8 protein-coding genes are annotated in these 4,256 nt (G+C 45.2%); 7 read left to right on the forward strand and 1 reads right to left on the reverse strand.

All coding sequences use genetic code 11. The features are described 5' to 3' along the window. Positions 1 to 442: 442 nt before the first annotated feature. From AC0QH1_RS12900 to AC0QH1_RS12910, 3 genes are all read left to right on the forward strand, one after another. On the forward strand, positions 443 to 880 hold the full coding sequence (locus AC0QH1_RS12900) for a DUF29 domain-containing protein (RefSeq protein WP_324631546.1): 438 nt from the start codon (positions 443 to 445) through the stop codon (positions 878 to 880). A gap of 279 nt (positions 881 to 1,159) precedes the next feature. Next, positions 1,160 to 1,414 (forward strand): type II toxin-antitoxin system Phd/YefM family antitoxin, encoded by a 255-nt coding sequence (locus AC0QH1_RS12905; RefSeq protein WP_324631547.1) that lies wholly within the window; start codon positions 1,160 to 1,162, stop codon positions 1,412 to 1,414. Next, the gene (locus tag AC0QH1_RS12910) at positions 1,411 to 1,665 is read left to right on the forward strand and encodes a Txe/YoeB family addiction module toxin (RefSeq protein WP_324631548.1); all 255 of its coding nucleotides are present in this window, start codon (positions 1,411 to 1,413) and stop codon (positions 1,663 to 1,665) included. The genes AC0QH1_RS12905 and AC0QH1_RS12910 overlap by 4 nt, the downstream gene beginning before the upstream one ends. 34 nt (positions 1,666 to 1,699) lie before the next feature. On the opposite strand, the gene AC0QH1_RS12915 is transcribed toward AC0QH1_RS12910, so the two are convergent. Continuing rightward, positions 1,700 to 1,837 (reverse strand): hypothetical protein, encoded by a 138-nt coding sequence (locus AC0QH1_RS12915; protein WP_324631549.1) that lies wholly within the window; start codon positions 1,835 to 1,837, stop codon positions 1,700 to 1,702. A gap of 276 nt (positions 1,838 to 2,113) precedes the next feature. Between AC0QH1_RS12915 and AC0QH1_RS12920 the strand changes: the two genes are divergently transcribed. The 4 genes from AC0QH1_RS12920 (at position 2,114) to AC0QH1_RS12935 (ending at position 4,173) form a co-directional block, all read left to right on the forward strand. Then, positions 2,114 to 2,464 carry a UPF0175 family protein gene (locus AC0QH1_RS12920; RefSeq protein ID WP_324631551.1) on the forward strand — a complete coding sequence of 117 codons (351 nt, stop codon included), beginning with the start codon at positions 2,114 to 2,116 and terminating at the stop codon, positions 2,462 to 2,464. Next, complete coding sequence (locus AC0QH1_RS12925; protein WP_324631553.1) at positions 2,461 to 2,955, forward strand: PIN domain-containing protein; 495 nt, start codon at positions 2,461 to 2,463, stop codon at positions 2,953 to 2,955. The genes AC0QH1_RS12920 and AC0QH1_RS12925 overlap by 4 nt, the downstream gene beginning before the upstream one ends. A gap of 359 nt (positions 2,956 to 3,314) precedes the next feature. Continuing rightward, positions 3,315 to 3,671 (forward strand): DUF2887 domain-containing protein, encoded by a 357-nt coding sequence (locus tag AC0QH1_RS12930; protein ID WP_324631554.1) that lies wholly within the window; start codon positions 3,315 to 3,317, stop codon positions 3,669 to 3,671. Further along, positions 3,559 to 4,173 carry a DUF2887 domain-containing protein gene (locus AC0QH1_RS12935; protein WP_324631555.1) on the forward strand — a complete coding sequence of 205 codons (615 nt, stop codon included), beginning with the start codon at positions 3,559 to 3,561 and terminating at the stop codon, positions 4,171 to 4,173. Before AC0QH1_RS12930 ends, AC0QH1_RS12935 begins: the two co-directional genes overlap by 113 nt. Positions 4,174 to 4,256 lie beyond the last annotated feature (83 nt).

Below are 4,256 nucleotides of genomic sequence, written 5' to 3' on the forward strand. Positions count from 1 at the left end.
AAACCCAGATCTCAAAGGTCTGGGCGGAGAAGCCCGCGCCGTACCGCCTAAGCGGTCGGCGTCGGGAGTACGTCACATGCGGATGGTCAGCGATCGCTCATCGTCACCAAAAGAGCGATCGCCTATGCATTCGTTCTTGGTTATTTGCGATGGGTTTTTACCTCAATAGACATTAAGTTCAACTAATCTGCAAAACTGGGCGGGTAGCTGCTCTGAAACGGATATCTGTTGGTTATGGTGGTTAGGGACAGATCCTCCTTTTCAACCGATCGCCCCCGAATCTGATTTATCTGATTGCGATTCGGATTGGGGAACGCAGTTTCTGGAGGAACTATTTTTGTGGGATGGGAATCAGTTCATGCGATCGCTCAGTGGCGCTGGACAAGCGATCGCCCCATCCACCTGCTAAGATCGCTGACAAAAGAAAGGCAACCTTCCGACTATGACTCTACAGGCGCAATACGATCGCGACTTCTATGCCTGGATTGCTAAAAATGTCGAACTGCTTCGCAGGGGTGATGCTGCGGAAGCGGACTGGGAGCATATTGCAGATGAATTAGAGAGTATGGGTAAACGGGACCTGCGGCAATTAAGAAGTGGATTGCAGGTTTTGGTCATGCACCTGCTCAAATGGAAATACCAACCGCAAAAGCAAAGCAAGAGTTGGGTCGCGACGATTGACCATCAGCGGGATGAAATCGAAGCCCTGTTGCTGGATAGTCCCAGCTTACGAGTAGAGTTGGGTGATGCCCTGGGGACGATTTATCCAAAAGCAGTGCGGGACGCTTGTCGAGAAACTGAGCTTCCGAAGACGAGATTTCCTGAATCCTGTCCGTTTGAGATGGCAGACATTTTGGATCCAGGTTTTTTCCCAGAGTGAGGGGTTGCTTTTATGGGGATTTTGTGGTAAACAGAGGCGATCGCTTCGAGACCTCTCAATGCTTAACCACCACTGCTGGAGTCGTTTACACTGATAAATGAACGTTGAGAAGAGGGGCATTGCATTCCACTCGCTCCTCTAGCAATCTCATTCCTCAATCCACACAGTTGCTCTGTGATTCCCGGACAAGCGGGAATCCACCAACCCCTAATGTAACCTAGAAAATTAAAAATTACTCTCAGTTATTTAGGATTGCCATAGGAGTTCGACAGATTAAAAATGAAAGCAATTAACAGTAAGCAAGCCAAGCAACAATTAGATGAAATCATCGATCGAGTGATCCTTGATGTCGAACCAGCTATCTTATCTAACGAACAAGGTAGGCAAGCGGTTCTCATGTCATTAGATGAATTTAACTCTTGGCAAGAAACACTTTATTTATTATCCAATCCAGCTAATGCGGAACACCTATTAAAATCGCTCGAACAAGCCAAGCAAGGTAGAAAATCTGTTAAAGAATTGGTTGATGAATGAAAATAGCTTTTACAGAAGCATCTTGGGCAGACTATCTCTGGTTACAAGAGAAGGATAAGAAACTTTTAAAAAGAGTAAATCTACTCATCCAAGATATAATTAGAACCCCATTTGAAGGGATTGGCAAGCCAGAGCCACTCAAAGGTAATTTGTCTGGGTATTGGTCAAGAAGGATTGATTCAGAGCATCGTTTGGTCTATGGCATTTCTGAGGAAGAAGTGATTGTTATTGCCTGTAGATTTCACTATTAGAAATAAAGGGTGAGGCGTTTTTTTTATTGGCTATTCACGCGATCGCCTGTGAATGGGGTTGATGGGAGTGCGATCGCAGTTTCTGGAGGAACTGTTTTTGGGGTAGGGGAATCAGTTGATGCGATCGCTCACTGGCGCTGGACAAGCGATCGCTCGATCCACTTGCTATCATCTTGGAGTCAAGAAACGCAACTTTCAGGGGACTGGTTGGTCTACTCTGCATCATGCGATCGCCTGTAGGAATTGCCTGGATTGGCAAAAAGGTGGTACTCCTTCCCAAACAATCTCTGGCTAAAGCAAACATCAAGCAGATTCAGGACTTAAGCACAGCCACCTAATTTGGTGGGTAAATCCTATTTTAGAAACGGCCATTTATGGCGTATCGTACCGCTATGCCACCCACCAAAAAGTGGTTGACAGAATACTAGAAACGGGTCTAACAGAGAGGATGAAAGCTCGGCAAGCGATCGCTCGGGCGCAATCCATACCAACTTTGGGTAAAAATAAAGAAATGAATACCAATAATCTTGAAATCAAATACCCCGCCGGATTTGAAAATTCGGTTCAAATGACTCGAGATGAGATGGAACAGCACATTCGGCTAATGGCTGCATTGAAAATGTTTGAGTTAGGAAAGGTATCGGCGGGAAAAGCGGCTGAGTTAGCGGGAATGTCAAGACTCGATTTTTTTGAGACTTGCAGCCGATATCGAGTGAGTATTTTTAATTATCCACCGGAAGAACTCGAAGAGGAACTCGAACGGGATTTAGATGTGCTTAGGAATGCCAACCTAGCATGAAGATTGTATCTAATACAGGCCCGATTATTGCTTTGGCAAAAATTGGCAAGTTGGCTTTGTTGAAGGAAATTGCTCCAGAAACCTTGATTCCCCTTGCAGTTTACCGAGAATTATTTGCTAAATTCAGCAGAGAATCACAAATAATTGACCAAGCGCTTGCTGATTTTATTCGCGTTACAGAGGTGAAGGAAATTAACCCAGAAGTTGAAATTGCCCTGGCTGGTTTAGATGAAGGAGAAAAACAGGCGATCGCTCTGGCTTCAACTCTTGCCGAAGAAACGATCTTGTTACTCGACGATCGCTCGGGTAGACGGGTGGCACAACAACTGGGTTTTTCAACTACAGGTTCGATTGGAGTGTTACTTCGCCTGAAACAAACAGGAGCAATTGAGAATGTAGGAGTGCTGTTATCAAGAATGAGAGAACGGGGGTATTGGTTATCAGACCAAGTGATAGAAGTTGCAAAACGATTGGCTGGAGAGGAGGAGTGATGTGTGTCATCTAGCCGAAACTTGTAAAAGGTGGGACGTTTTTTTCGATTGACGATTGACGCGATCGCCCCCGAATCTGGTTTATCCGATTGCGATTCGGATTTACGATCGCAGTTTCTGGAGGAACTGTTTTTGGGGTAGGGGAATCAGTTGATGCGATCGCTCACTGGCAGTTGACAAGCGATCGCCCCATCCACCTGCTAAGAGCGCTAACAAAAGGAAGGCAACCTTCAGACGATGACTCTACAGGCGGAATGCGATCGCGACTTCTATAGCTGGATTTCCAAAAGTAATGTAGAACTGCTTTCCATCGGTCATCTTTACCCGTGACTAATGGTTACTAAATCAAAACTATTCAAATGAAAACAGATAAGTTATTTTACAGAATTTTCTTAAATCAACCCAGTTTAATTTCCGAACTGGTATCGGGAATTCCCCCGGACTGTGAATTTGACTATAGTGCCCCAGTAGTCAAGGAAAAAGAAATCCGGCTTGATGGTTTGTTGACTCCGGTTTCCCAAGATGTCAGCTTACCATTGGTATTTCTCGAAGCCCAAATGCAGAATGACCCCGAATTTTATGGTCGCTACTTCGCCGGAATATTTGTTTATCTGTTTCAATATAAAATTATCCGACCGTGGCAGGGATTTATTAATCCTACGCAGTCGTTCTCTGGATTTAGGGTCAGACATTCCCTATCAAAGCTTGCTATCTAGTTCCGTAACGCGGTTGTATCTAGAGGATTTACTGTCAGTAGAAAATCTGAGTCCGAACTTGTCCCTGCTGAAGTTGGTGGTGATACCGGAGACCCAGGCGGCTGTGGTGGCGAAATCGATTTTAAACCGTGCCCAAACCCAGGGCGAATTTCAGAAATACCTGGATTTGGTGGAGGCTATACTGGTCAATAAGTTTTCTGATTTGAGTATTGAGGAGATACGCAATATGTTGGATCTGAGGGAAGCAGATGTCACCCAAACTCGTTTTTATCAAGAAGTGATTCAAATTGGTCGCCAAGAAGGTCGCCAAGAAGGGGAGCAACTGGGAGAAGCAAATCTGATTGTGCGTCAGATATCTCGCCGTTTTGGGGCGCTGAGTCCCGAACAAATTTCGCAAGTGCGGAGTCTCTCGATTCCTCAATTGGAGTCCCTGGGTGAGGCTTTGTTGGATTTTCAGTCTATTGGAGAGTTTGAGGTTTGGCTGCAAGAGAATTCCCTGTAACAGCACTGCTGTTAATGACTAAAGCCTGATTTACTGGAAAATTCTAGATTATTCCGGAAATACCTCACGGCGTGTGGTAGAGT

This window comes from Phormidium sp. CCY1219 (assembly GCF_055795085.1).